Raw genomic sequence first — 26930 nt, forward strand, 5'->3', positions numbered from 1 at the left:
CATTTGCTTAAAAAATAATGCTTAAAAAGAACATGGCGGTCTTAGGAGGATTCCTGAACCCGCCATGTTCTTTTTGTGGTCGACGCCCCTTGAGCAAAGGATGGGCTAACGAAAGGCTAACGATTGCTAACGAATTGCTAACGATTGCTAACGAATTGCTTCAGAAAGTTGAAGCTCATGCATGGGGGCTAACGGACCCTATTGTCGTTATTTGCACATCAAGCAGCATCTGGAACATGTAACGGACTCAGGGGACGCTATTTCCTCTCAAACAGTGCGTTTTAAACAGGATTTCTGCTCATAACGTCCTTGGAGTCCGTTAATTTCTGAAATGGTCGGGTTATTCGGAGATAACGTCTCTGGGGTCCGTTACCAGACAGAACAAGAAGCAAGCTAGCTCTACCACATCACGTTTTTGAATTAGTATGATAAAGCCCCTCTCTCGTAGCAGGGTTTATGATTATTTCTTTCTACATGAAGGGGACCGTGCACTTTTGGGACAACCCTTTTTAATGAAGATGCCTGTGCTCGTCTGGTTTCCGGTTGTTTGGAACATACTGTTAATTATAAATGAGCACGTGGGCTGCCTTCCTGAACGGCAGATAACGTGTAGTCGTTCTGAACAAGGGGCTGAAAGAATGTACGGGGTAATGCTAGTTGATGATGAGAAGAGTGTCCGCAGCAGCATCAAGTCCAAGATTGACTGGAAGGCTGCGGGGTTCGAGATTGTGTTAGAGGCGGGGAGCGGAAGCGAGGCGTTGAAGCTATTGAAGCGAAAGCCCTTGCCCCAGGTAATTATCTCGGATATGCGGATGCCGCAGATGGAAGGAATCGAATTCATCCGGATCTGCAAGGAAAAGTATCCCGGTCTGCGGACAGTGGCGCTGTCGGGATACTCTGACTTCGAGGATCTCCGCGAAGCCGTCAGACTTGGCGTGAAGGATTACTTGCTGAAGCCTGTTGCGCGCGACGAACTGAATGCACTGCTGGCCAAACTTGCCGCTGATCTTCGCGAAGGACAGGCCACTGCTCAGCCTTCTAGGCTAAAAGCGAAAACGGCTGTACGAAGCGAGCAGCTGTGGCTTCTACAGGAGGATTATCTGCTGCAACTGGTGAAGGGGGAGTGGTACAGCACCAGAGCTGTGAGAGAACGGCTTGCGAAGCTGGGATTGGCTCCACTTGCCGGGAATGACCTGCAGGGGCAGTTTGCGGCAGTGGAGATGCATCTGCCGCCTGCATGGGCGACTGAGCGGCAGGAACGGCGCGAATTGCTGTATCAAGGTTTTCAAGGGTTATGCCGTGAGACGGCAGCCATGTGGAAAGGCGTTTATCCGTTCAGCGATTTCGGGAACCCGACAATGATGTATTTCCTGATCTCTTTTAAGAAGGAGGCCGCACAAGAGAACAAAAGCACCCGGTTCTTACAGGAACTACAAAAGGCTGCTGGATCCAAGCTGACCCTGAACAGTGTAGCAGGAGTCGGGATGGAATTCAGAGGTCTTAAGAACTTGAAGAGCGGATTTGCTTCTGCGCTGTGGAATTGGAGCCGCAGCAGGGAGGGCGATGCCGATAATGGGACGGACCTTAAGACCCTGCCCGCATTCTCTCCAGGTACGGAACGAAAGCTGGCAAATAGCATTGAGCTTTGCGAGATGCAGGCTGTCCGTGAACAACTGGAGGGTATTTTTACAAATGAGCGTGTAGAAGATCATTCTGACGCTGAGTACAACTTTCTGGCGCTGCGAAGCCAACTGCTCTTGGTGGCTCTGGCCGGGAAGTATGCTTCTGGCGGTTCCTCGCTTCAGAAGTATCTATGGAATGGACAGTCGCTGCTTTCCGGTCATCGCTCCCGTGAATGGTTGCTGGAAGATCTCAGCGAAAGGGCTCAGCTTGTGATAGAGGAAGTGAAGAAGACTGAAAATCGGGATGGAGTGCTGCTGGTCGAGGCGGTCAGAAAGTACGTAGAGGTCAATTATGGTTACGAATTGAGGCTTCCAATCCTGGCGAACAAATACCATATGAATGAAGCAGACTTGTCGCGGTTGTTCAAGCAGCATGTCGGTTCCAGTTTGAGTGGCTATTTGGGTGGTGTGAGGGCAGCAAAAGCTGAGCCATTCCTTCAGGAGAACATACTGAAGCTCTCCGATATTGCTGTGGTCGTCGGTTATGCAGGACCAGATGAGTTCAGCGCTGCTTTCAAGAAGCACTACGGCAAGACCCCCAAAGAGTATCGGGAGCGCTATAATAAGATGCGTTCAGAGGCATAGGAAAACACCTCCAAGGATGTCTTTCTACCATAAAGACAAGCTTCCATTCTCTTGAAGGTGTTTTGATTTGTCTCACGTTATGGGGGCTGCCGCGCGCCCATCTTATACCGGAAGATGATCCACAGGGATTTCTTGAGGCGCCAGCTCACTTTTTGATCCACTAACGAATAGCTACTTGGTGATCAGGTAGATAGCTTCATCTGGCAATACTGCATATTCGCATTGCTCCCGCATATCCTTCAGCCGTACAATCCCTTCACTAGCTTCATTCTCACCGATCAGGACCACATATCGGATGCCCTTGGTGGAGGCAGAGGCCAACACTTTTTTGAGCTTCCGCTTCCCGGTCTCAATAGAGGTACGGATACCTTCCTTACGAAGCTGGGCGGCGGTCATCAGAGCCTGCGCTAGTGTATTGTCGCCTATTGGGACAATCATGACGGAAGCGTTATTCTCATCCATTGGACGTTCACCAAGCAGTGCCATAATCGATTCCATACCAAAAGACAATCCAACCGTCGGGTAAGCCATATCCTCCCGTTCAACGAGCTTCCCAATGATGGCGTCATATCTTCCGCCGCCGCCGAGACTGGAGGTGAAAGTGCCGGAGGCATCGAAAATCTCATATACCGTACCGGTGTAGAAGGAGAGGCCCCGTGACAGGAACGGATCGAATTGACAGATCTCCTGCAGCCCGATTTTTGAGATCAGGGTCTGAAGGGCCAGTACCTCCACAGCCCCAGGTTGTCCGGTCAGGTTGTACTTACTACACAGTTGTTCAAAGCCGGGATTCTCCAGCCCGATCAGTTCGAGAATGGCGGCGGTCGTATCTCCGTTAAGTCCCTTAGCCGTCAGCTCACTTTTCACGCCAGCGACACCGACTTTTTGCAGCTTATCCAGAGTTAGCATTACCGATAAGCTGTCGGCGGCTGGGACGCCAAGAGCTTCGAGAATTTCGCCCAGAAAACGCCGGTTGTTCCATTTCATCACGACAGGGATCTCCAGTCTGCGGAAGACTTCGTCTGCGAGCTGCATCAGCTCGGCTTCTGCCTCCGGGCCGGAAATGCCGACGACATCGGCATCACATTGCAGGAATTCCCGCAGCCGTCCCCGCTTGACCGGACCGTCACGGAACACTTTTCCGATCTCATAACGCTTGAACGGCAGCTCAATCCCCGGATTCAGAGCAATCACCTTGGCGAAGGGGATGGTTAGATCATAACGAAGTCCCAATCTGCGTTCTCCCTGATCACTGAGCTGGTACATCTCCTTCAGGATCTCATCGCCTCCGGCATACTTTGAGGTCAGTAGTTCCAATTCGTTCAGCAATGTGGTCTCCATAGATTCATAATCATATAGCGCGAATTGTTCTTCGAGGAGGGTTTGAACCTTTTTCCGTAGACGTTGCTCTTTTCCAAAGTAATCATAGGTTCCTTTAACATTTTGCATGGTTGGCAGCTCCTTTAAATTGGCATGGTAGTAGATAAAAAAGAACAAAAAAACGCGCAGGACCTCTTGGTCCTGCGCGTTCTCATATGCCGCAGGGAGGCCAAACGCGAAAGCGTTAGCCCACCCTGAATAGTTACAGGGGTGCTAACGCTGTTTGTAGTAATGATGGAGTTGATTCAATATAAGGGTCGTTGTAGTAAGACACATGGTGAATCAGCTCCTTTTTCTTCATGATTACAGCAGATTATAACGGATAATGTTATGTCTTGCAAGTCAATACTTTTCATGTGGTCTCAAATAAGGTAGGCGAATGGCTGTGTGTAGGCTATAATGAGACGTCCATGTGAATCCACTTCATAATGCGGATTTCAATCCGAAGGCACACTTATGGATTTGTGAAATGGATTCATTGTACTATTATTTATCGCGAAAAGGGAGCAAACCCATGAACACCTCACACATTATTTCCCGCACAGAGGATTTTGTACAGGAGCAACTGGGCCAGGATACGACGGGCCATGACTGGTGGCATTCCGATAGAGTCAGAAATACCGCCTGTGCCATTGCGGCGCAGGAACAGGCGGACCCCTTCATCTGTGCCATGGCGGCGCTGCTGCATGATGTCGCCGACGAGAAATTGAATCCCTCCAAGGAAGCCGGAATGGGGAAGGTCCGCAATTGGCTTCTGTCCTGTCTGGAGGATCATAGTCAGATTGATCATATCCTCGAGATCATTGACACTATGTCTTACAGCGGTGGTGGTGGGCAACCGATGAAGACGCTGGAAGGACAGGTAGTGCAGGATGCAGACCGTCTGGATGCACTTGGTGCGGTCGGTATTGCCCGCACGTTCGTATTCTCGGGAGCGAAAGGACGCCCAATGCATGATCCCGGCCTGCCGCCGCGCGAGGAGTCACTGAAAGCGGAATACCGGGATTACAGTAAAGGAACGGCGGTTAATCATTTTTATGAAAAGCTGCTGAAGCTGAAAGATCTGATGAATACGTCTTACGGGCGTAAGCTGGCCGAGGAACGTCATGGGTTTATGCTTCATTTTCTAGAGGAGTTCTACAAGGAATGGAATGCGGGCAGCTAGCTGCTACTTGGGTAAAGAAGAGGTTGAATAATGAGCGGATTACAATTTAAGGATTATGGACTACAAGAAGATATTTTAAAAGCATTGGAGGCACTCTCTTATGCAACACCTACAGAAGTACAGAGTAAGGTGATTCCCACGGCGCTGACAGGGCAGGATCTGATCGTAAAATCACAAACCGGCAGCGGAAAAACAGCGGCCTTCGGGATTCCGGTCTGTCAGCTGGTGGATTGGGCAGAGAATAAGCCGCAGGCGCTGATCCTGACCCCAACACGTGAGCTTGCTGCGCAGGTGCAGAGTGATATTACCAACATCGGGCGCCTTAAGCGGATCAAAGCGGTAGCCTTGGTCGGCAAATCGCCTTTTGCCCCGCAGAAGATAGAGCTTACACAAAAAACACATGTCGTGGTGGGGACACCCGGACGCGTGTTTGACCATATCGAACGAGACACATTGCCGCTGAACCGGCTGAAATATCTCATTATTGACGAAGCGGATGAAATGCTTAACATGGGCTTCATTGAGCAAGTGGAGGCAATTATCAAGAAGCTGCCGAGTGATCGGGTGACCCTGTTATTCTCCGCAACGTTGCCGGACAAGGTCAAGAATCTCTGCCGCAAGTACATGAATGACCCTGTGGATATTGAGATCCAGGCCAGCGGTATCACCACGGCGACTATCGATCATGCGCTTATTGAAGTGAGACAGGCAGCCAAATTTTCGCTGCTTAGCAATCTTCTCACGGTGGAGAATCCGGACAGCTGTATCATCTTTTGCCGGACGCAAGAGCAGGTGAATGATCTGTTCCGCGGTCTGGCCGATCTGGAATACCCCTGCGACAAGATCCACGGCGGCATGATGCAGGACGAACGGTTTGAGGTCATGAATGCTTTTAAAAGAGGGCAGTTCCGTTATTTGATTGCTACTGACGTAGCCGCGCGAGGGATCGATATCGACAATATCACCCATGTAATCAACTACGATATCCCGCTGGAGAAAGAAAGTTATGTTCACCGGACGGGGAGAACCGCACGCGGGGGCAAATCCGGTAAAGCCATCACTTTTGTGACACCGAATGAGCATAAATGGGTCAAGGAAATTGAAGATTATATTGGCTTCAGTATCCCTGTGATGCCGGTTCCTTCTGATAATGACGTGGCGGCGGCGCAGGAAGCGTTCGGGCAGAAGATCAACAGACAGCCAGTGCGCAAGAAGGACCGGAGCGAAGGGCTGAGCAAGGATATCATGAAGCTGTACTTTAACGGCGGCAAGAAGAAGAAGCTCCGGGCGGTGGATTTTGTCGGTACGCTGGCGAAGCTCGATGGGGTGACGGCAGAAGATATCGGAATCATCACGATACAGGATAATGTATCCTATGTGGATATTCTGAACGGCAAAGGCCCACAGGTGCTTCAGGCGATGCGGGAGACTACCGTGAAGGGCAAGCTGCTGAAAGTGCATATCGCGAAAAAATAAGCGCTGTACTGGTATTCCATAAGGTCAAGCTGGTCCTGGGCAATAGCCAGGACATCGTAATTTGACATCTGCGGAGGCTGTCTGTTTCCAGGTCATTGTACACAAAAAAATAGGCCAACCAGAAAGCTCTGGTTAACCTATTAAACCGAAGCTGTCCCGCGTTCATGAAGATAACGCTGGGACAGCTTTTCTTTTGAGTAAAAGTTAATACTCTGTTACATCTACTGAGTTATTGAACGTTAGGCGTTGAACTGCACCTGATGCAGACGGCTGTAAATTCCACCGGCATTGACCAGTTCATCATGGCGTCCTTGCTCAGCAATACCATCTTCGTTAACAACGATAATCCGGTCGGCATTCTTGATGGTCGTCAGGCGGTGGGCGATGACCAGGGTGGTCCGGCCCACGGACAACTCGCTCAGTGACTGCTGGATCGCGGCTTCTGTCTCCGTATCAAGCGCCGAGGTCGCTTCGTCGAGAATCAGAATCGGTGGATTCTTCAAGAACATTCTCGCGATAGCCAGCCGTTGCTTCTGACCGCCGGACAGCTTCACGCCACGCTCGCCGATTACAGTCTCCATCCCCTCCGGCAGGTTCTGGATCAATTCTTCCAGATGGGCCCGCCGGGCTGCTTCCCAGATCTCGGGCAGCTGGGCATCCAGCTTACCGTATGCAATGTTCTCACGGATCGTGCCGGAGAACAGGAACACATCCTGCTGTACAATACCGATCTGCTTGCGCAGCGAAGTCAGCTTCAAGTCACGGATATCGATACCGTCGACAGTAATCGCTCCTCCGGTGACATCATAGAAGCGGGGCAGCAGGCTGCAGATAGTTGTCTTCCCTGCACCGGAAGGACCGACGAAGGCAACAGTCTCACCGGCCTTGACGTTCAGGCTGATGCCCTTCAGCACCGGCCGCTGCTGATCATAGCCGAAGGTGACGTTCTGGAAGGCGATGTCGCCGCGTAATGCATTGACGTCTACGGCGTCCGGTTTGTCGCTGATCTCAGGTTCGGTGTCTATGATTTCCAGGTATCGTCTGAAACCGGCGATGCCTTTAGGATAGCTCTCGATTACGGCGTTGATCTTCTCAATTGGGCGGAAGAAGACATTGGACAACAGGATAAAAGCAACAAACTCACCAATGGCGAGCTCGCCCTGGATAAAGAACCATGCGCCGCTGATCATCACCAGGACGGTAATGAGGCGGGTCATCATATAGGTGACGGACAAGCTTTTTGCCATGATTTTATAGGCCAGCAGCTTCGTGCGACGGAACATTTGGTTATCTACTGCGAACAGCTCTTTTTCATGATCTTCATTGGCAAAGGATTGTACCACACGGATACCACCCACATTGTCTTCAATACGGGCATTGAAGTTGCCGACGTTGCCGAAGAGCTGGCGATAGGTCGTGGTCATATTGCGTCCGAAGTAAATAATGACCCATGCCATGATAGGGACGATGACGAAGGTGATGATGGCGAGCTTGAGATTGATGTCTGCCATTAGGATAAAGGCACCGACCAAGGTCATGACCGCGATGAAAATATCTTCCGGCCCATGGTGCGCCATTTCGCCGATATCATTCAGGTCGTTGGTAATCCGGCCGATCAGATGGCCGGTTTTGTTATTATCGAAGAAACGGAACGATAATTTCTGAATGTGGTCGAACATTTTTTTGCGCATATCCGTCTCGATGTTAATTCCCAGCATGTGGCCCCAGTAGGTCACGATATACTGCATCACAGTATTGAGGGCGTAGATCGCCAGCAGCGCAACACAGGCAATGAGGATGAGCGGCCAATCCTGGCCTGGGAGCAGGTCGTCTATAAATTTGTTAACGGCCACTGGAAACGCAAGCTCGAGCAGCCCCGCGCCGACTGCGCAGGAGAAGTCGATGATAAACAGCTTTCTGTAAGGCCGGTAATAGGATGCAAACCGACGGATCATCTTACTTCACTCATTTCTTTTATTTAATATATATAAGACGAACTTAAGATTTGAACGTATGGCTCGGTCGTCACTACGGTGGAATGTTTGGACTTCCGGTCGCTGTTATCCCCAGATTTCTTCTTTATAACCGCCTCTAGCGGTTGAAATCTGGCGATAAAGGCGAGCGCTTCGCTCCTCCAGTTCCAAACTTCCCCCTTCGTTCCTTCTCGCTTTTTGTTCTTTATCTTTTATTCATCTTATATAGGTGGGCTTATAACTGGACAAACAGGTATAATCTCCATTATTAGGATACTAAAGAGGCATCTTTGATTTGTCAATGCTGTGTTTGCCGTGCACAAAGCGTATAATAGGTTGGGTTATAGCATGTTCAATTCCTGTCAGGTATTTGGCCTGCGGGTATTTTTTTGGTCCCAAGGAGGAAATAACATCATGAACACAAGACAAGGACAAGTAGCCACAGGCGGTGAAAAATCCACATCCCGGTCCAGAATGGACAACTGGCTGCTTATTCTGGGAATTATAATTGTAGCGGCGGCCCTGCGGGCTCCGTTTACTTCCGTTGGACCGCTGGTCAAGACGATCCGCGATGATCTGGGCTTATCCAATACAGCGGCAGGGGCGATCACTACGCTGCCGCTGCTAGCCTTCGCGCTGCTGTCCCCGTTCGCCCCTAAGCTGGCCCGCCGGTTCGGCCTGGCTAATGTACTAGTTGCATCTATGTTGCTGCTCTCGATAGGCATCCTGATCCGCTCTGCTGCGGGGACGGGGATGCTGTTTCTTGGCACGGCTATTCTTGGGCTTTCCATCGCGGTCTGTAATGTGCTGCTGCCCGGGCTTATCAAAGGGAAATTCCCGCAGAATACCGGCCTGATGACCGGGATCTACTCTGTATCCATGAATCTGTGCGCCGCTGTCGCTTCAGGCATCAGTGTCCCTCTGGCTACCCAGACCGGACTCGGCTGGAAAGGGACGCTGGCCATCTGGTTTATCATTGCCGCCCTGTCCACACTGCTCTGGATTCCGCAAATCCGCAATCTCGAGCAGCGTTCCCCGGGAGCCGCTCGCGCTACCGGAGGGAATCTGTGGCGTTCCAGATTGGCGTGGCAGGTTACAATTTTTATGGGCCTGCAATCGCTGCTTTACTATGTAATGATCGCCTGGTTTTCCGTTATTCTGGTGGAACGGGGGATGACACTGAGTCATGCGGGCTGGATTCTGTCCATTATGCAGCTTGCACAGCTTCCGTTCACCTTTTTTATCCCTCTTCTGGCCGGACGGATGAAAAATCAGCGCAATTTCGTTATCGGCATCGTCGTGCTCTATATAGTAGGCATTGGAGGCGTATGGCTCGGCAGTACGTCATGGATGCTGCTGTGGGCTTGTTCTATCGGGATCGCCGGCGGTTCTTCCTTCGGACTGGTGATGATGTTCTTCAGCCTGCGGACACGGAGCACACAGCAAGCCGCTGAACTGTCAGGCATGGCCCAATCCATCGGCTATATGCTGGCGGCAGCGGGACCTGCTTTGTTCGGGTTATTGCATGACCTGACCGGCAGCTGGACACTGCCGCTGATCCTGCTGCTTGGCGCCAGCGTAGTGTTGCTTCTCGTGGGACTTGGCGCGGGAAGCAACAGATATGTTGAAGATCAGAGACTGCGCGTCGTGGACAAGCAGTCCTAATGCCTCATCTATAGACAGGTAAAGCCGCCGGAACTACCGGCGGCTTTGCTGTACGTATAGTGATATCAGAAGCGCTCTATTACAGGCAGCATGCTTCATCGTAATCCCAGTATTGTAGCATTCCTTGGACCGGTCCGTTTCCGTTCAATCTCTATTGTGGGGCAAAGCATCGGCAAGAGCAAGGTAATGATTGTATAAAAGAGTTTTGTCTACCGTTTGTAAGCCGCGACCCGAATTCTCCGGTAATCCATAACCCAGCGCCCTTCTTGGAACAATGTCGGTTTAAGCTCCTCTTCCATCCAAGAAGTTACCTCTGCACGTTCAGCAGGGGAGAGGGCCGTCAGTATTCCATTGGCAAAAATATTCAGCCATGTCGCAAAGCCCTGCTCCGCGCCCTCCAGCGGTGTCGGGCGGTCGAAGCACAGGGCGAAGTCCACGGTGAACCCGTGGCGCTCCAGCAGGGAGGCATACTGCCCCGTGCTGGGAAAATACCAGGGCAGGCGCAGGTTGTCGCTCTGGCCAATTGCGGCAAAGGCGCGGGGCAGCCCGGCGACAATGGACGCAATATTGCCCAGCGCGCCGAATTCTGCGACCAGACGTCCGCCTGGTCTGAGGCTGGCGGCCATGGAAGCCGCCGCTCCATCAGCATCCAGCAGCCAGTGAAGGGCTGCGTTGCTGAAAATGGCATCTGCCGCCGGCTCCGCCACGTAGTTCTGACCATCTGCTTCAATAAAAGTCAGCTCAGGATGCTTGCTGCGTGCCGTTCTGATCATTTCGGCAGAAGCATCGATGCCAGTGACGACTGCGCCATGGGAAGCGATCGTCGCGGCGAGATCACCAGTGCCGCAGCCCCAGTCGATAATCTGCTCGCCGGGCCGGGGCTGAAGCAGGTCAATCAGTGACTCTCCAAACTGTGAGACAAACGCCATATCTTTATCATAGGTACCGGTATGCCATAACTGATTCATAAGTAATGCTCCCTTCGTTGTGAACTCTTTCTTATGTTGTAACATACGGAAGTCTTATAAGTAAAATATATAGTATGGATAGAGGTGATTGGTTTTGCCTATATCCATTCTATGAATCTAAAAGACGAAACAGATTTTTTTGAAATAAAACTTGCAATTCATTCGGAAAAGGAGTATATTCTTAATTACGGTGATTGATTCGCTGGTTGAAATAAACCAGATGTGAATCAAAACTATACATAATATGCGGTCGTGGCGGAATTGGCAGACGCGCACGGTTCAGGTCCGTGTGGTAGCAATACTGTGGAGGTTCGAGTCCTCTCGACCGCATTGCGATTTAACAAGAAAGGTTCGTGAATTGCTCTTATAGCAATTTACGAACCTTTTTTTGCATTGGGGAGAACTGAGGGGATTGAAGTGATTCAATTCTTGAATGAACCTATTGAACTTTTCAATTATACATTCTCTCTGGGGTATTCTAATATGGATAATACCTACTTATTTTATAGGAATTATATAATATGAGGAATGATGATGCTGCACTGGAAGCGAAATCTGTATATTTTGTGGCTGGGACTTTTCTTCAATCATATGGCGTATACCCTGTCTGTTCCATTTTTTCCTCTGTTTCTGCAAGAAGATCTGGGCATTCAAAATGGACTGGAGGTCTGGTCTGGCGTTTCGATTTCCATCAGCTTTCTGATCAGCGGTTTATGTGCCCCCTTTTGGGGATCACTGGCTGACAAATACGGCAGCAAGTCGATGCTGATCCGTTCAGGCGCGGGACTGGCTATCGCCCATATGGCGAATTACTTTGTCCATGATCCCTATATGTTCATTGCGGTGCGGATTTTTCAGGGACTTATGGCCGGCTTTACTCCCGCATCCATCACTTTGGTCGGTACGAATACGCCTGAAAAACATGTGGGGTATGCCCTGGGTGTCATCTCGACCTCAACCGCTGCCGGGGGGATTCTTGGGCCGCTTGTGGGTGGTGTTCTGAGTCATTGGATCGGACTACGGGGCTGTTTCATTGCATCAGGAGTGATTACACTTTTGTCTGCTCTTATGGTTCTATGGGTAAAAGAATCGCGCGAGCACCGCACTGTAGTGCAATCAAGCATCCTGGGTGATTTGAAGAAAGCGGCGTCCAACCCTGGTTTAATGCGGATTTATGGTCTGATTCTACTCGTCTCGACTTCTGTGCTGATTATCGAACCTGTGCTAACCCTTTACGTCGTTCAGATTGGCGGAGATATCAGTAGTGCCACACTCAGCGCAGGAATCGTCTTCTCAGCGATCGGTGTTGCTACGGTGATTATGGGACCTCGTTGGGGTAGAATTGGTGGTCGGATCGGATACGAGAAAACATTGTTTATCGGTCTGCTGGGCGGCGGGATTGGCAGTCTCCTGCAACTGACAGCCTTTAACCTGATTTATTTTGGAAGTCTGCGATTTATTTATGGGTTGTTCTTCGCCGCCGTGTACCCGGCTATGAATGCACTGATTATCAAATATGCCGACAACGATTTTCGGGGCAGAGCGGTCAGTCTGAGCCAGACCGCAAATCAATTCGGAATTGTGCTTGGGCCGTTAATTGGCGGTTTTCTGGGCGGTTGGGTTGGAATCCCTGTTGTTTTTCTCCTTACGGGTATTACGCTGCTGGGAGCGGCATGGGCTGTTAGGGTGAAGGAATTTAAGCAGGTGGATCGAACGAAGCTGGGCATTGCGGGAGAGCCCGGTCACAGCAGCTTGAACAAATGAGAACGTTATCTGTCATCAAGGATGATCAATATAGATATCACAATATGAGGAGGATTTAACATGGCGAAAAGACAATTGAAGTTAGGAGCAAGCTTGAACGGGGTGGGCAACAGTATCTCCTTTTGGCGCCACCCTAATATTCCGATCAACGCGAGCGTGAGTCTGGATTTCTACAAAGAGCAGGCGCTCAAGGCAGAGGAAGGGAAGTTTGACCTGCTGTTCATCGCCGACGGTCTTTTTATCAACGAGAAGTCCAATCCTCATTTTCTCAATCGTTTTGAGCCATTGACTATACTATCTGCGTTGGCGGGCTTCACTTCGAACATCGGACTGGTTGCTACATTATCTACTTCATATAGTGAACCGTTCACGGTTGCAAGACAATTCGCTTCTCTGGACCAAATAAACGGCGGAAGAAGCGGATGGAATGTGGTGACTTCACCACTGGAAGGATCGGCGCTGAATTTTGGTAAAGGTGAGCATCCGAACCATTCTTTGCGCTACGAAATTGCGGAAGAGCATCTGGAGGTAGTCAAAGGCTTGTGGGATTCATGGGAGGACGATGCATTTACCGGAGATAAGGAGAACGACGTTTTCTTTGATCGGACCAAGCTGCACACGCTGAATCATAAAGGAACACACTTTTCTGTGCAGGGGCCGCTTAATGTAGCGCGTTCCAAGCAGGGGTATCCGGTCATATTTCAGGCAGGCTCTTCCGAATCCGGCAAGGATTTGGCGGCAAGATCAGCCGATGCCGTCTATACGGGCCATGAGACACTGGAAGAAGCAAGAGAGTTTTATAGTGACGTTAAAGAAAAAGCGATAGCGTATGGACGCAAAGCAGAGGATATTCTGATTTTTCCGGGTATCGGTCCAATCGTTGGCAGAACAGAAGAAGAAGCCGAGCAAAAATATCAGGAAATCGCTGAATTAGTCAGTATCGATCAGGCGCTAAATTATTTGGGCCGTTACTTTGAACATTTCGATTTCACCCAATTCCCGTTGGATGAGCCCTTTCCTGAGATCGGTGACCTTGGCAGCAACAGTTTCCGGAGTACAACGGACAAGATCAAACAGCAGGCCAGAGAACAAGGGCTAACCTTGCGCCAGGTAGCATTACAGGCCTCGACGCCAAGAACCTCGTTCATTGGTACACCGGATCAGATCGCTGATCAGATACAGGAGTGGTTTGAAGGCGGGGCTGCAGATGGCTTCAATATTCGTACCGTTGTACCGGGCGGACTGGCGGACTTCGTGGATCTGGTCGTTCCGGTCCTGCAGCAGCGGGGTCTTTTCCGTACAGAATACGAGGATGACACGCTGAGGGGCAATCTGGGGCTTAAGGTTCCGGCCAACCGCTATACACTGGAGACGGTACAATAAATCAGCTATTTTTGACAAGCCCCTCAATATAGAGTAATATCCACATGTGATTTAATATGCCTCTGCACCCAAGACTCTCTCTTTACAGGGAGAGCTTTTTTGTATTTACTTATCAGGAAACCGGTTAATAGGGGTGGAAATCGTGGATACTGCTGTTCGTAATCATGTACTGATTGTTGAAGATGATGATAATATTAGACGTTTTATATCGATTAATTTAATCAATAACGGCTTTGTGGTGAGTGAGGCGGCAAATCAAGGAGAAGCTTTACAGAGCTTCACTACGAATCATCCCGATGTTATCGTTCTGGATATTATGCTGCCGGATGGTAACGGCTTTGAAATCTGCCAGAAGCTAAGAGCGCAGGACCCTGGGGTCATTATTGTTTTTTTAACCGCACGTGGACAGGATCTGGATAAAATCAAAGGACTTGAAATCGGTGCCGATGATTATATCGTCAAGCCCTTTAATCCATTAGAGCTGGTGGCACGTATCAAGGCCATCTTACGCCGTACAGAAGCCGTTGCAAAACCGCAGAGGCTTGTCCTGCAAGCCGGACCGATCCGGATGGACCTTAATGCCAATAAGGTTTTTAAACATGATGTCTTAATTGAATTAACGCCGAAGGAATTCCAAATGATCAGAACGTTCCTGGAACATCCCGATACTGCACTCTCAAGGAATGAATTGATGAATCTCGTATGGGGTGAGGATTATATTGGCGATCCTAAAACGGTAGATGTTCATGTGCGCAAATTGCGGGAGAAGATCGAAGATGACGACTCTAATCCGTATTGGATCGAGACTGTATGGGGAGTAGGTTATCGTTTTAGGAAGGACGGCTAAAGGGATGGGAATTCAGAAAAGATTAGTAGGCAGTTATCTGGTAGTCATTTGCCTGACAGTTCTCATACTGGAGATTTTTCTTAATGTATCCGTGAGATATTATTATTTTCACAATATAGAGCGAATCCTAATGAATCAAGCGGAGCTATCCGCTTCTTTTTTTCAGCAGTATTTTGCCGAAGAAGATTTGGAGAAGGAATCGGAGCGCCTGTTGAAAGGATTTGCTAACCATTCCGACGCGCAGGTGCAGATTATTAGTTCATCCGGTCGGCTTTTGCAGGATTCGAATGGACTTCAAGGCGATAAGGTTATAACTGCGGATGTGCAGTCAGCGATTCATGGTCAGCCTGGCACCTGGAGAGGGAAGGACCCTGTGACCGGGGAGTCCATTTTAGCTGTCGCCTATCCGTTACAAGCAAATGAGGTCATCGTCGGGGAAGTCAGGTTCATCACATCCTTAACAGAGACCATACATACAGTGGATCAAATTACAATTTTACTAATCGGTGTCGGATTACTCGTAATTGTGATTGTGACGATTCTTGGTTTATTGCTATCTTGGACTATTACCAGATCCATCAAAGATCTTAAACAAGCCGCAGATAAAATGACTGAAGGGGATTTCAGCATAAGAGTGCACAAGCGCTACCAGGATGAGCTGGGTTCCTTGGCGGATACTTTGAATATGATGGCGAGTCGAATTTCCAAGAGTGAACAGCTTAAGAATGATTTTATCTCATCGGTATCCCATGAACTGCGCACGCCATTAACCTCCATAAAAGGCTGGGCCATCACATTGAAGGCCAATGGGGGCGAGAACCGGCCTCTGCTTCAAGATGGACTTGAAATTATTGAATCAGAAAGTGACAGATTAACCCATATGGTGGACGAGCTGCTCGATTTCTCCAAGCTGGATAACGGTAGAATAGCCATTCACCCCGCACCAGTGGATCTGACGGAATTGCTGCAGCATATCGGGAGGCAACTGGCCCCAAGAGCGGTCCGGCAAGGTATCTCACTCGAAGTAAGTGTCAAGGAACCCCTGCCATTCATTCAAGCAGATGAGAATCGTCTCAAGCAAATCATGATTAATCTTATTGATAATTCACTCAAATTCACTCCACCTTCAGGCCATATTCTGATTGAAGCCCACACCGTTCCGGGAAAAGTAGTGATTACGGTAGAAGATACCGGCTCAGGGATCGCAGAGGCTGATTTAGAGAATGTACTGCACAAATTTTATAAAGGTGATCCACATGCTTCTGGCAGCGGACTCGGTCTGTCCATATCGGATCAGATCATTAAGCTGCATCATGGCGTATTGAGAATAGACAGTGTGCCAGGAGAGGGAACACGGGTTCAAATAGATCTTCCAGTATAAGTGATCCGTAAATTTAACTATTTCATAACCACTTTAATCCCTTCCGCAGATAAAATATGTAAAGAGCGGATAAGCGAGGAGTCGATGATCCCAATGTCCAGCAAATTCATAAAAATAGGTGTCATGCTGACAACGTTATGGTTGCTTGGCGGATGCCGGGTTCCGGCAACACCTATAGATATGATAAAGCCTCCCTTATCCGAAGCGAGTAAACAGCGCTATGATACCAGTCAGGAGCTGATCAAGCTGTTGCCGGATAAGGCGCAACTGGTCGCCCCTTTACAGGGACAAGAGGGTCATGATATCTCTTTCGGAGATATGGATGGAGACGGAATTGATGAAGCTGTCGTTGTCTATGAAGACAACAAAGAGGCGGGGAAGCCGTTAAAAGCCGCACTTTTCAAGCAACAAAACGAAGAATGGAAAGTGGTTTCAGAGATCCAGGGGTTTGGATATGGTCTGGAGTATGCCGGATTTCTGGATTTAGATCATGACGGCTTTAACGAGCTTGCCCTAGGCTGGTCATTGGGTGAGGCTGGCAATGGTCTGGACGTTTATAAGTTAAGTCAGGATAAGTTAAAGCTATTTTCTAAGAAGGCTTATCACGGGGAACTCAATCTGAAGTAATCCTTTCGTGAATGGTGCTGGCATGGTGGAGGTGATCTATGATTTGAAACTTAAAATAAGAGGTCGCCCCGATTTTTCCCTGTTTTTCTTGACGCTGTTACTGGTCGGATTTGGTTTGATTATGATTTTTAGCGCCAGTTATCCTGCTGCTTTCATAAAACATGATAGTCCGTGGCACTACGTCATGAAACAAGGCGTATTTGCGCTCACCGGATTATTTGTGATGCTCATTTTTATGTGTATACCTTTTTCTGTATGGAAAAAGGCTTCGCCGATTCTGCTCACGTTTTCCTTAGTCATGCTCGTTCTCGTCTTAATAGGAGGAGCGGACATTAATGGTGCAAGACGATGGTTTGTTCTGGGTGGTTTTAATTTGCAGCCGTCCGAGTTTAGTAAGTTAACCGTTATCGTATATTTGTCGGCCATCATTAGCAGAAAAGGGGAGCGAATCCGCAATTTCCGGAATGGCTTACTGCCGATTATCCTGGTCATTGGCACGATCCTGCTGCTGATCATGAGACAACCGGATTTCGGAACCGTGTTGATTCTATTCTTTATTGCAGTAACGATCCTCTGGGTCGGTGATGTTGACCTCCGCCATATGTTGTTGCTTAGCATGGCTCTCGTGCCTATGTTTGTTTATCTTGCGGTTAGTAAAAGTTATCGTCTTGATCGCATCAGCGCTTTTCTGAATCCGCTGGATGATCTGCAAGGCTCGGGCTATCAGCTTACACAGTCATTATATGCTTTGGGCAATGGAGGCCTCACTGGAACCGGGATTGGCCAAGGTGTGCAGAAGCTGTTTTATTTGCCGGAAGCTCATACCGATTTTATCTTTGCTGTGGTTGGCGAAGAATTGGGGTTTGTCGGTACATTTATGCTCTTCGTCGTATTTTTTCTGTTCATCTGGCGAGGGTTTATTACTGCAATAAGGAGTAGTGATCCATTCGGTCTCATGCTGGGAATGGGTATTGTGATGATGGTATTTATTCAATTCCTGCTGAATGTTGGATCTGTAATTGGCAGTCTGCCGATTACGGGAGTACCGCTCCCTTTTATTAGCTATGGTGGATCATCGCTCATTCTATGTTTGGCCAGTACCGGGATTCTTCTTAGCATTTCACGAGATAACCATAGAAGACGTCAAGAAAACTCCAGAAATTCAACAAAATAGAGGTAGTCATATGTTTATCACCAGCAAGTTTGCAAAACTGGATCTATCCACACTTATTCTTGTGACGTGTCTCGTTTCCATTGGAACCCTCGCTATTCATGGAGCAACAGCAGATACACATCTAGCGGGACTTCAAATTAATTATCTATATCTATTCGGTGCATTTTGCATTCCGATGTTAATGATCGCGTTGATTGATTACAAAGTTCTATTGGGCAAGCTGGCTTACCTTCTCTATGGAATGAGTATAGGGATGCTCGTGTTGGTCAAGTTTGTTGGAGAACACATTAATGGTGCCTCCCGGTGGCTTAGTCTCGGAAGCTTTCAGCTTCAGCCCTCGGAGTTGGCGAAAATCTCCACAGTGCTGCTAATTGCCCATGTGCTCGGAAAACGAGAGGGGAGAGAGCTCCGCTTCATTCAAGATTTATTACCGGTCTGCGGAATTTTTGTTCTCCCGTTCGTCTTAATCTTGCAACAACCGGATTTGGGTACGGCGCTAGTTTTTGTAGGGATACTACTTAGCATGCTTTGGGTTGGCAATATTCGGGCAATTTATATGATTCTGATTCTTGGCACAGTAATCGCTTCGATTGGTACTATATTATGGTTATTTAATGCCGACTTCGAATTGTTATCGAAAATTGTAAAGCCTCATCAAATGTCCAGAATTCAAGTCTTTCTAGATCCAACCAGTGATCCTGATAAATCTTGGCATGTTAAAAATGCAATGACAGCAATAGGAGCCGGAGGCTTGTCCGGAAGTGAGGGGGTTTATGTTCGTAGAGGATTTATTCCTTATGCATATTCTGATTCAATTTATGTCGTGATCGGGGAGAATTATGGTTTTATAGGTTCTGCTGTGCTGCTGCTCCTCTATTTGCTGCTCGTGTATCGGATGATTTTTATCGCTATGGACAGTAGAGAACGTGCAGGGTCCTATTTGGTTGTCGGTTTTATCGCCATGTTAATCTTTCAGGTTTCCGTAAATATCGGAATGCATATCGGTTTGCTGCCCCTGACGGGCATTTCATTACCATTCATCAGCTATGGAGGCAGTTCACTGCTCAGTAATATCCTGGCGATTGGTTTGGTGCTAAGTGTTAAAGTTCATAAGGATGAAATCTTCATTGAACCATCTGAGAAGTAGAAGGCAGGTTATGGACATTGGAGATATACAGTATTGAACGCTAACGAAGTGGAGTGGAGAGAATCATGTCTAGAAAGAGCAAAAGTAAGAGTAAAAGTAAGTGGAGCACGACCCGCAAAGTTGTGACGGGTATAAGTCTTGTCATCGCTGCTCTCTTAGTTGGAGTGGGGCTGTATGTGGGGTACTTGTATCAAAAGACAGACACGGCCATTCAGCGCATGGCGGCTCCGGCGGCAGTCGTTCAACCATTGGCACTTCCAATGGAGACCGATAGCGATAATAAAAAGGAGAACATTGAGCCGATGATCTTTCTGCTCGCCGGTGTGGATAGCCGGGATGGGGGCGGCGGGGTGATGAATACGGATGTGCTGATGCTCGTCAGCTATAATCCGCAAACCAGGTCCACCAGTCTGTTATCGCTGCCGCGTGATTTACTGCTTAAACCGAAATCTTTGCCTTCCCGCAAAGCCAATTACTATTATGCTTACCACTATATTAAAGATAAGTCGCAGGCCATTCCTAATACGAAGCAATTTTTTAGCGATCTACTAAGCATTCCAATCGACCATATGGTCGTGGTGAATTTTGATGTGTTAAGGCAGACGGTAGACCTGCTGGGCGGACTGAACATTGATGTCGACATGGATATGAAATACATTGATACTGCGGATGGGACGAATATCGATTTGAAAAAAGGTTTGCAGAAACTAAATGGCAAACAGGTCCTGGACTTTGTCCGGTATCGCAAATCGAATCAAGGCACCGGCGAATCCTCCGACTTTGCACGTAATGATCGGCAGCAGCAAGTTATCAAGCAGATCGTTGACAAGCTGGGTGCTTTTCAAGGGATTTCGCAATGGGGAAGAGTGCTCGACATTATCGGCAATAATGTAAAGTCAGATATTCCTGGAGAGGAGCTCCAGCAATGGGTGTTCAATTTCCCTAAGATCAAACCGGAGCATATTCGTTCATTACATATGGAGACCCTTTGGAAAAGCCCTTATGTTTATGTGAAAAAAGAGGATTTACAAGCGGCGCTCGCTACCCTGCGAGATGAAGCCGGCATTAGTACAAGCAGTTCCTTCAACCTGAAAACAGTGGGGACGATGGATTGATATCAAGTTGGTGCTTTACGGCCTTTAACGTGTTGAGAAACCCGATCATTTTGATGATTTTGGGTTTCTTTTTTTCGTTGGTGAAAAAAAGTAATTGACTTACGATAATTATCCTAATATTATTATAAATATCTTCAAGATAAATAATTATATTATAAGTGATGGGGGATATTATTTATGAGTATTTTATCGATTGTATTGCAGTCCATCCTGGCGTTGGGCTTCCTTATGTTCGGGTTCACGAAGTTTGGTTCGAAGCAGATGGTGGAAGAATTCAAGCGTTACGGGCTTCCGGCAGCGTTCCGTATTTTCACAGGTCTGGTTGAACTGGCGGGGGGCGTATTCATGGCTATCGGGATCTGGAAAGAGCAATTTGCGGCTATCGGTGGAATAGTCGTTGTGGTGACCATGATCGGGGCTGTTGCTACACATGTCCGCGTGAAGGATCCTGCCTCCAAGCTGGGAATGCCTTTCGTATTATTGATTCTCGGGCTTGTGGTATTATTTATAAATTGGGGGGCGTTAATCGGCTAAAACGTTCGAAAATCCCCCTTTAGTTGTCAATGAAGGTGGTAATTGAAATGAATTTGGATAATGATCAACACCAGCTTGACCTGCGTTTGCTCAGGGTATATATGAAATCCGCGCAATCTGTATCCGAGTTTATGAAGAAGGATATCAGCAGGTACGGAGTGGATATCGGGGCCTTTCATATTCTGGAGTTTCTATACAATAAAGGTCCCCATGCTATTCAAAAGATCGGCGAGAAATTCTCGATCCCAAGCGGGAGCGTCACCTACGTCGTGGATAAGCTAGAAAAGAAGGGGCTTGTTCAAAGGGAAGTGAGCACGGAGGACCGCAGATTGGTGATAATCAAGCTGACAGATGAGGGACAAGCTCTATTCGATGATATTTTCCCCAAACATACGCAGACTATAGCCGATATGTTCTCTGTATTGACGGATGAGGATAAGCATCAACTGACGGAATTGTTAAAGAAGCTGGGCTTGTCTGCTCAGAGCAAGTTAAAGTTCTGATGGAAATTCTGATAAGGAGGTGATTCAGTACCTGCAAGGAGCGCAGGAAGTACAGGTCATTAGAAACAAGCTTATTTTTAGAAGCTGCACTTTATAAATATAATAGACAAAGGGAGAGAAATTAAAATGGCAAATGTATTATTCGTGAAGGTAAATGATCGTCCGGCAGAACAAGCGGTAAGTGTGAAAATGTATGAAGCGTTCTTGGGAGCGTACAAAGAGTCACATCCACAGGATGCCGTGACAGAGCTGGATCTATACGAAGCTAACCTACCCTACTATGGCAACACTGCCATTACTGGATTATATAAAATTAGCCAAGGCTGGGAGCTGACGCCGGAAGAAGCATCCTTGACTGCAACAGTGAACGGTTATTTGGACCAATTCCTTGCTGCTGATAAAGTTGTCATTGCGTTTCCACTTTGGAATTTCATGGCACCTGCACCGCTCATCACGTATATTTCCTATCTTGCACAAGCAGGGAAGACATTCAAATATACTTCCGAGGGTCCGGTTGGACTGGCAGGCGACAAGAAAGTTGTATTGCTGAATGCCCGTGGCGGAGTATATTCAAGTGAGCCGATGTCTGCTTTGGAATCTGCTGTGAAGCCAGTGAAGACTGCACTGGGTATGTTCGGAATTCAAGCTGAAGAGATTATTATTGAAGGTCATAACCAAATCCAAGATCGTTCGGAAGCTATTATTGCTGAGGGACTGGAGCAAGTAGCTAAAGTGGCTACAACATTCTAATAGAATGACATAACAAGCTCCCTGGCTTTTTGCCAGGGGGCTTGTTTCATTTACTAGGTTGGCCAGGACAATCGGCAGGAAAATAAACAAAACAAGCACAGCCCAGAAAAGGGGAGCTTACATAAGAAGTGTAGACGTGTAATTAACGGCATTTTCGTACCTTGAATTCTCCGTAGTTAAGGGGGAATGAAGATTAAGTGCAATATTGTACCTTAAATCTTCCAGAACACCCCGTCCAGCGCGCTTTTTCGAAAAATAAGATACAAAAATGCCCCTAGTTCCCTGATTTGCTTATTTTAAAGAAAATTAAGGTACAAAAATGCTGTTAATTGGGGGGACCCCTCTTTTTCACTGTTAAGACGACTGGTGAAGGGGATTATACCGCTTTTAGTGGTTCAAATCTGTCGACAGTCTATGTCCTGGTGCTTGCTTTCTTATGGAAAGCTTTCAGGCGAAACCTTTGCGTCTAAAGTTTCAAACTTCCCCGTTCGCTCATCTTCGCTCTTTTGTTATTTTCTTTTGTTAGGCGTATATAAATGCCATCCGGCTCGCGTCTCACTCCCAGGTGCGTCATTTCACCGGCAAGCATATGGTTTTTGCTTTTTAATGTCACATTGCATCAATCCCCGCATATGCTTCTAACAACTCCCATTATAGAAGGGGCTCGCCTTCCATTGGTCCAATTCCATACAAGGGCTCTTGAATTACTGGGACCTGAGCTTACAACTAATTAAGCAAACGGAGGATGCAAATGACCTTTGATTACATTAACTACTGGGAACAAACGTATAAGACAGGCGGAAACTCGGGATCTGGATCTTACGGGGTGCTGGCAGAGTTCAAAGCCGCGGTTGTCAACGCCTACATTGAGCGCTATAACGTCAACGAGGTGATTGAATTTGGCTGCGGCGACGGGCATCAGCTGGGATTGATCAACTATCCGCAATACATTGGACTTGATATTTCATCCGAATCCGTACGCATATGTCAGGAAAAATACGGCGATGACCAGACTAAAGCTTTTGCTACGTACCATCCGCTGACTTGGACGGGTGATCAACAAGGGATGCAAGCCGATATGACAGTCTGTTTGGATGTACTTTACCATATTATTGATGAAAGCCATTTCCAGGCTACACTGTCCCATGTGCTTAATACGTCACGTGATGTCGTCGTTATTTATTCCAAACTCGATACCGGTGAGGATGAACAGGTCATTTATACGATCAAAGACCGGGACTTACTGAGCAGACTCGCACAGTTCAGCGATTTTCAAATTGTAGAGCGCATCCCGCAGGTGTACCCTGATCACTCCTCTGCCAGCTTTGTCATTTTACGCAGAAAAAGCGCAATTGCATAAACAGCTGATCCGCCAGTACTTCGTTCTTTCTTAAGAGTGGGATAATAGCTTACGGCTCAAGCTCTAATGTGAAATGAATCCATTCGATAGAGGCATTATCAGCGGGCGTTCCTTTACAGGATACAGATGGTAATGCCTTTTCTCATTACTGCAGAGGATAACACTATAAAAAACCGCTGGATTAAAAGAAGCCAGCGGTTTTTTGGGGTACGTCTGATATTTGATCACTTTGAGCAGAAGCCTCTTTGAGTAGGAGCCTCTTTGAGTAGTCAGAAAGGCAGTCTGTTCAGACTATTACTACGCGTCCACTCGCTTAAAGCTAACCAGCCCCGCTTTAGGAACTGCTACTTCAAGTAAGCCTCTACCCATTTCCGCGATCTCCGAGCTGATAATTTGTCCGCAGCAGTCCTTGACCTGGATCTCATAGCGAGCAGGGGAAAGGGTGCTTCTGATTACTACCCGTTCGCTATAGGTGCCGTTCACGATAAATAATTGAGTAAAGTCCTGCTCTACAGGCACAATAACATCAGCATAAATGGCGATGATCTGAGTGTCGTCCTTGCGTGCAGTCACGAGCGGGTACAACAGCTCCGGTTGTTGCGGAGACAACTCGCCCCGCAGCAGGACATCTCCGTGCTCTCTGCTGAATGCCAGCCAGAAGCGCAGCATAGACAAATATTCCTGGCCAATCTCGTTAAGTCGTAAAGATATTTGCGGTACAGAGAAGATCACATTGACCAATTGCATTGCCGCGCTCTCTACAGGTTCATTGGGATTGAACATGATCATATCGGAATGAACAGCTGTATTTCCGGACAGGAGCCGCAGATCTAGTGTGCGAACCCGGTTCTGGATGGAATCGTTAGGGCAATCATTTGCGCGGAACATGTTGCCGTATTTTCGCATCAGCGGGCCGATATAGGTCTGGCGGAATTCGATGAGAATATCCGGCTTGATAGCTCTTAGACGTTCCATGACATCAGAGAGTAAACGATCCACTGCTTCAGGCACCGATTCATGATCCCGACCTTCTGCTGTACCTTCCTGCTGATCCGGGCTCAATCTGAAGCTATCCACGAAATCAAGCTTCAGACCGTCGATATCCCACCCGATGATCGCTTGTTCGTAGGTATTGATCAGATATTCCCGCACATCGGGGTATCGTGGGTCCAGCACGCCCGCGTTCAGCTTCTCGTCAATCCGCAGGAGCTTGTTCTCGAACTGGCTCCACACTTTACTGGACTTGCCCACGAATGGCACGGAGTACCATAACATGTATTTCAGGCCGAGCTTATGAACGGTATCGACATGTGACTTCATGTCTGGAATCTTGCCCTCATACACTTCCCAGTCACCAGTAAAGGCATAACCCCGATTGTTATCGTCTGTCTGCCATCCATCATCGACAATGATAGTGTCACAGCCAAGTTCCTTGGCTAGCTTGGACTGCTCCTCTAATTCGATTGCGGTCAGCTCCTGGTGATAGGAATACCAAGTGGAGTACATCGGACGGAGAGCCACATCAGGGACCGCGGAAGGCTTGTAGCCAGGAAGGGTTTCCCACCAAGCGGTTACTTCCTCCAACGCTTTATTGTAAGAGATATCTCTGAGGTCGATCCGCAGAGTGGCTTCATATTGATCTATCTTCGGCATGGCTTCCTCAAATAACGTAACAGAGCACAGGAAGGTCGAGTCTTCTTCATGGATCCCCGCTTTAATCGATACGTTGTTCAAGGCATCGGTAAAAGCGAAGGTCATACGGTTACGCCCATCCAGATTGTACAGGGAAGCCACGGGTGCCAGGGAAGTGCTCTTCGACTGGAAGCCGTCGCCCCAATCCACCTGAAACGCTTTATTACGATCTGTTCCTGGATGCCATAAGGAATGAACGTCTACGGCAGGAATGGACCATTCTACAGCACACACTGGCGGATATTCTTTCTGAGCTGCCTTGAGCTTGATATGAACCAGGAACAGATTTTCAGTGATCGTCTCGATTTCAGTTGTACTGTTGAATGAGGGGCTGTCGCTGACGACAGTGATAGTGGGACAAGTGTTGTTGATTAAAGTTTTCATAATGCCTCCTGCTTGCAAAAATAGATAATGGGCTAATGTTTACTGTTTAGAGTATATTATTTACGAAACGTATAGTAAACAAAAACTTTGGATTAGTCATTATTGAATAGATTAACCGTATTATCAGAGCCTATGGTAATATGTAAGCGGAGACAATTAGGTATTGTCAAACGTTTTGATCTCTGTTATATTGAATTCACGCATTAGTTCACTAATGTTTAGTAAACAAAATACATTTTGATTGGCAAAAGCTTGGCGGAATTATAAAATGAACATAAGGGGTGTTTCCCAAATATGAAGTGAAAAGGTGATTAGTCGTGGCAACTATTCGTGATATCGCAAGTCTGGCTGGTGTATCTGCATCCACAGTTTCCCGTGTGCTGAACGGAGATCCTTCCCTTTCGGTATTGGAAGAGACAAGAAGAAAGATTATTTCCGCTGCAGAACAGCTGCAATATAAAGGAAGTCAACGACGTCAGAATAATCAGGCGGCACAGTTGAAGGATTACAAGATTGGACTAGTGACCTTCTGTTCGGAACAATTTGAATCGGAGGACCCGTATTATCTGTCCATCAGACTGCAAATTGAGAAGGAATTCAATCAATTGGGCCTGCACATTACGCGGACGATCCGCTGGGTGAACCATGATTCTTATGAAAGTCTTTCAGGATTAGATGGTTTGATCGTCATCGGGAAGTTTGAGTTTGATCCTTATAATCTATTCTTTAGCCGGATTCAGAATGTCGTTTTTGTCGATTACTCGCCGGATGAGAATCGCTTTGATTCCGTTGTGGTTGATTTTGATAAAGTTACACGAACGGCTTTGGATCATCTTACCGGACTTGGCTATACTAGGATCGGTCTGATCAGTTCTCGCGATTTCATTAACCGTTTTGGTTCCAACTCCGGTACGGATTCTGTGGACCAACGGCAAAGCAGCTTTGAAGCATATATGAAGCAAAAGAATTTGTACCTGCCAGAGCATGTCCACATCGGCAAAGATTTCTCCATGTCCACCGGATATCAGCTCATGCAGGAAGTGATTGAGAAGCAGAATTTGCCGGAAGCGTTCCTGATCGGTTCTGATCCTATGGCGATTGCCGCCGGTAGAGCACTGAAGGAAGCTGGCTTGAAGGTACCTAGAGATATCGCATTAGTTGGCATTGATGATATTGAAATGGCCTCTTATGCCAACCCGCCATTGACCACGGTGAAGATCTATACCGAGCAAATGGGACAGAGCGCAGTGAAAATGCTGCTCGAACGTATCGGGGGCAGAGAAGTACCGTTAAAGATCGTGCTGCCGTCCAAGCTGATGATCAGAAGCAGCTGTGGTGCGGAAATTCGGTCATCAACTAGTTAAACATTCTTAGG

The 26930-nt window shown here is 47.8% G+C and carries 22 protein-coding genes and 1 tRNA gene; 19 read left to right on the plus strand and 4 right to left on the minus strand.

From position 1 onward, the window contains the following. Positions 1 to 89 precede the first annotated feature (89 nt). Complete coding sequence (locus tag HPT30_RS05485; protein ID WP_175370434.1) at positions 90 to 242, plus strand: hypothetical protein; 153 nt, start codon at positions 90 to 92, stop codon at positions 240 to 242. A 396-nt stretch (positions 243 to 638) separates the two neighbouring features. Beyond that, positions 639 to 2267: a response regulator transcription factor gene (locus HPT30_RS05490; protein WP_175370435.1), complete on the plus strand. Its 1629-nt coding sequence runs from the start codon at positions 639 to 641 to the stop codon at positions 2265 to 2267. Positions 2268 to 2438: 171 nt separating this feature from the next. Here the strand turns inward: HPT30_RS05490 and HPT30_RS05495 are convergent, their stop codons facing one another. Beyond that, the gene (locus HPT30_RS05495) at positions 2439 to 3716 is read right to left on the minus strand and encodes a histidine--tRNA ligase (RefSeq protein ID WP_175370436.1); all 1278 of its coding nucleotides are present in this window, start codon (positions 3714 to 3716) and stop codon (positions 2439 to 2441) included. Between the two features lie 445 nt (positions 3717 to 4161). On the opposite strand from HPT30_RS05495, the gene HPT30_RS05500 reads away from it, so the two are divergent. Beyond that, positions 4162 to 4812 carry an HD domain-containing protein gene (locus tag HPT30_RS05500; RefSeq protein ID WP_175370437.1) on the plus strand — a complete coding sequence of 217 codons (651 nt, stop codon included), beginning with the start codon at positions 4162 to 4164 and terminating at the stop codon, positions 4810 to 4812. Between the two features lie 30 nt (positions 4813 to 4842). Then, positions 4843 to 6288 (plus strand): DEAD/DEAH box helicase, encoded by a 1446-nt coding sequence (locus tag HPT30_RS05505; RefSeq protein ID WP_175370438.1) that lies wholly within the window; start codon positions 4843 to 4845, stop codon positions 6286 to 6288. A gap of 239 nt (positions 6289 to 6527) precedes the next feature. Here HPT30_RS05505 and HPT30_RS05510 read toward each other — a convergent pair whose 3' ends face one another. Then, on the minus strand, positions 6528 to 8243 hold the full coding sequence (locus HPT30_RS05510) for an ABC transporter ATP-binding protein (RefSeq protein ID WP_175370439.1): 1716 nt from the start codon (positions 8241 to 8243) through the stop codon (positions 6528 to 6530). Positions 8244 to 8735: 492 nt separating this feature from the next. Between HPT30_RS05510 and HPT30_RS05515 the strand changes: the two genes are divergently transcribed. Beyond that, entirely contained in the window at positions 8736 to 9926 is a 1191-nt protein-coding gene (locus tag HPT30_RS05515; protein ID WP_246316941.1) for a CynX/NimT family MFS transporter, read from the plus strand. 209 nt (positions 9927 to 10135) lie between these two features. Here the strand turns inward: HPT30_RS05515 and HPT30_RS05520 are convergent, their stop codons facing one another. Then, complete coding sequence (locus HPT30_RS05520) at positions 10136 to 10894, minus strand: class I SAM-dependent methyltransferase (RefSeq protein WP_175370441.1); 759 nt, start codon at positions 10892 to 10894, stop codon at positions 10136 to 10138. Between the two features lie 246 nt (positions 10895 to 11140). Between HPT30_RS05520 and HPT30_RS05525 the strand changes: the two genes are divergently transcribed. The 13 genes from HPT30_RS05525 to HPT30_RS05585 all read left to right on the plus strand — a co-directional run bounded on the left by HPT30_RS05525 (position 11141) and on the right by HPT30_RS05585 (position 23479). Next, positions 11141 to 11224, plus strand: a tRNA-Leu gene (locus HPT30_RS05525). 198 nt (positions 11225 to 11422) lie between these two features. Then, a complete protein-coding gene (locus HPT30_RS05530) occupies positions 11423 to 12658 on the plus strand; it encodes an MFS transporter (protein ID WP_246316938.1) in 1236 nt (411 codons plus the stop codon). Positions 12659 to 12718: 60 nt separating this feature from the next. Then, positions 12719 to 14041 (plus strand): LLM class flavin-dependent oxidoreductase, encoded by a 1323-nt coding sequence (locus HPT30_RS05535; protein ID WP_175370442.1) that lies wholly within the window; start codon positions 12719 to 12721, stop codon positions 14039 to 14041. 142 nt (positions 14042 to 14183) lie between these two features. Then, complete coding sequence (locus HPT30_RS05540; protein ID WP_175370443.1) at positions 14184 to 14888, plus strand: response regulator transcription factor; 705 nt, start codon at positions 14184 to 14186, stop codon at positions 14886 to 14888. A gap of 4 nt (positions 14889 to 14892) precedes the next feature. After that, the gene (locus HPT30_RS05545) at positions 14893 to 16269 is read left to right on the plus strand and encodes a sensor histidine kinase (RefSeq protein ID WP_175370444.1); all 1377 of its coding nucleotides are present in this window, start codon (positions 14893 to 14895) and stop codon (positions 16267 to 16269) included. A gap of 93 nt (positions 16270 to 16362) precedes the next feature. Then, positions 16363 to 16896: a hypothetical protein gene (locus HPT30_RS05550; protein WP_175370445.1), complete on the plus strand. Its 534-nt coding sequence runs from the start codon at positions 16363 to 16365 to the stop codon at positions 16894 to 16896. 43 nt (positions 16897 to 16939) lie between these two features. Beyond that, positions 16940 to 18070 (plus strand): putative lipid II flippase FtsW, encoded by a 1131-nt coding sequence (gene ftsW / locus HPT30_RS05555; protein WP_175370446.1) that lies wholly within the window; start codon positions 16940 to 16942, stop codon positions 18068 to 18070. A 10-nt stretch (positions 18071 to 18080) separates the two neighbouring features. After that, positions 18081 to 19217, plus strand: a complete 1137-nt coding sequence (locus HPT30_RS05560) for an FtsW/RodA/SpoVE family cell cycle protein (RefSeq protein WP_175370447.1) — start codon at positions 18081 to 18083, stop codon at positions 19215 to 19217. 65 nt (positions 19218 to 19282) lie between these two features. Beyond that, complete coding sequence (locus tag HPT30_RS05565; RefSeq protein ID WP_175370448.1) at positions 19283 to 20332, plus strand: LCP family protein; 1050 nt, start codon at positions 19283 to 19285, stop codon at positions 20330 to 20332. A gap of 177 nt (positions 20333 to 20509) precedes the next feature. Beyond that, positions 20510 to 20866, plus strand: a complete 357-nt coding sequence (locus HPT30_RS05570; protein WP_175370449.1) for a DoxX family protein — start codon at positions 20510 to 20512, stop codon at positions 20864 to 20866. 47 nt (positions 20867 to 20913) lie between these two features. Then, positions 20914 to 21369 (plus strand): MarR family winged helix-turn-helix transcriptional regulator, encoded by a 456-nt coding sequence (locus HPT30_RS05575; RefSeq protein WP_246316939.1) that lies wholly within the window; start codon positions 20914 to 20916, stop codon positions 21367 to 21369. Positions 21370 to 21495: 126 nt separating this feature from the next. Continuing rightward, positions 21496 to 22119, plus strand: coding sequence for an FMN-dependent NADH-azoreductase (locus HPT30_RS05580; RefSeq protein WP_175370450.1), 624 nt, complete (start codon positions 21496 to 21498; stop codon positions 22117 to 22119). A gap of 751 nt (positions 22120 to 22870) precedes the next feature. Next, positions 22871 to 23479 carry a methyltransferase gene (locus HPT30_RS05585; protein ID WP_246316940.1) on the plus strand — a complete coding sequence of 203 codons (609 nt, stop codon included), beginning with the start codon at positions 22871 to 22873 and terminating at the stop codon, positions 23477 to 23479. A gap of 297 nt (positions 23480 to 23776) precedes the next feature. On the opposite strand, the gene HPT30_RS05590 is transcribed toward HPT30_RS05585, so the two are convergent. Continuing rightward, the gene (locus HPT30_RS05590; protein ID WP_175370452.1) at positions 23777 to 25555 is read right to left on the minus strand and encodes a glycoside hydrolase family 36 protein; all 1779 of its coding nucleotides are present in this window, start codon (positions 25553 to 25555) and stop codon (positions 23777 to 23779) included. A gap of 317 nt (positions 25556 to 25872) precedes the next feature. On the opposite strand from HPT30_RS05590, the gene HPT30_RS05595 reads away from it, so the two are divergent. Further along, positions 25873 to 26919 (plus strand): LacI family DNA-binding transcriptional regulator, encoded by a 1047-nt coding sequence (locus HPT30_RS05595; RefSeq protein ID WP_175370453.1) that lies wholly within the window; start codon positions 25873 to 25875, stop codon positions 26917 to 26919. Positions 26920 to 26930 lie beyond the last annotated feature (11 nt).

The organism is Paenibacillus agri, from assembly GCF_013359945.1.
GTDB classification, from domain to species: domain Bacteria; phylum Bacillota; class Bacilli; order Paenibacillales; family Paenibacillaceae; genus Paenibacillus_AQ; species Paenibacillus_AQ agri.